Here is a 1,028-nt window from a genome sequence, read left to right on the forward strand (position 1 = left end):
CTAGATGAGTGAGTCCTAATCGATTGTCGGTAGCGGTACACGTCTAGTCAGATCGGACTGGCCCGGCGTGGACGCTGTTAATCGAAGGCGGAGGGTGTTAAACCCTGTTTGTGAAGACAGATCTGAACACCCTCCTGACCACACTTTACGTCCATCTAGACGATCGGATCATCCCCGCGCTGGGGTTTTCCAGACGGGGGCGGCCCGGGCGCCCGCCGGCCCTGACCGACATTGAGCTGCTCTGCCTCGTCGTCGCCCAACATCTGCTCGGCATCGCCTCGGACCGAAAATGGATCCGCTACGCGAACACGTACCTCAGGCCCATGTTTCCGAATCTGCCCCAACAATCCGGGTGGGGCAAACGCGTTCGCCAAGCCACCGGGCTGCTCTCCGCGGTGATCACAGAACTGGGCAGGGATACCCCGTCCTGGGGCGAGATCACGCGGCTAATCGACTCCACCCCGGTGCCCTGCGGCAAGTCCCGAGAGACCGTGAAACGCTCCGACCTGGCCGGACACGCCGGCTACGGATACTGCGCTTCCCACTCCCGTTACTTCTGGGGATTCCGCCTCTATCTGGTCTGCACCCCAGATGGCATGCCCGTCGTCTGGGGCCTGGCCAACCCCAAAATCGGCGAACGCGAAGCTGCCCAGGCGATGCTGCGCCACGACCGACACCTCATCCAGCAGGGCCAAATCATCATCGGCGACAAAGGGTTCGCCGGCCGCGAGTTCGAAGGGTTCATCACCGACGAACTCGGCGCTCACCTGATCCGACCGGACCGTAAGGACGAGAAGAAACGCTTCGGGAAACTCGGCGGAATCCGCCAATGGGTCGAGTCCGTCTTCGACACTCTCAAAGGCCAACTCACCCTCGAAGACCATGGCGGACGCACTATCCCGGGCCTTTACTCCCGCGTCGCCGGCCGACTACTCGCCCTCGCCGCCGGAATCTGGCACAACTGGCTCCTCGGAACACCCAACAAACGATCCCTCATCGCCTACGACCATTAGGACTCACTCATCTAG

1 protein-coding gene is annotated in these 1,028 nt (G+C 61.9%); it reads left to right on the forward strand.

Translation table 11 applies throughout. The features are described from left to right. The first annotated feature begins 110 nt into the window (after positions 1–110). The gene (locus tag E3T42_RS08200) at positions 111–1,013 is read left to right on the forward strand and encodes an IS982 family transposase (protein WP_134365202.1); all 903 of its coding nucleotides are present in this window, start codon (positions 111–113) and stop codon (positions 1,011–1,013) included. The last annotated feature ends 15 nt before the right edge of the window (positions 1,014–1,028 follow it).

Origin of the sequence: Cryobacterium sp. TMT4-10 (genome assembly GCF_004403275.1) — a bacterium.
Classification (GTDB): Bacteria; Actinomycetota; Actinomycetes; order Actinomycetales; family Microbacteriaceae; genus Cryobacterium; species Cryobacterium shii.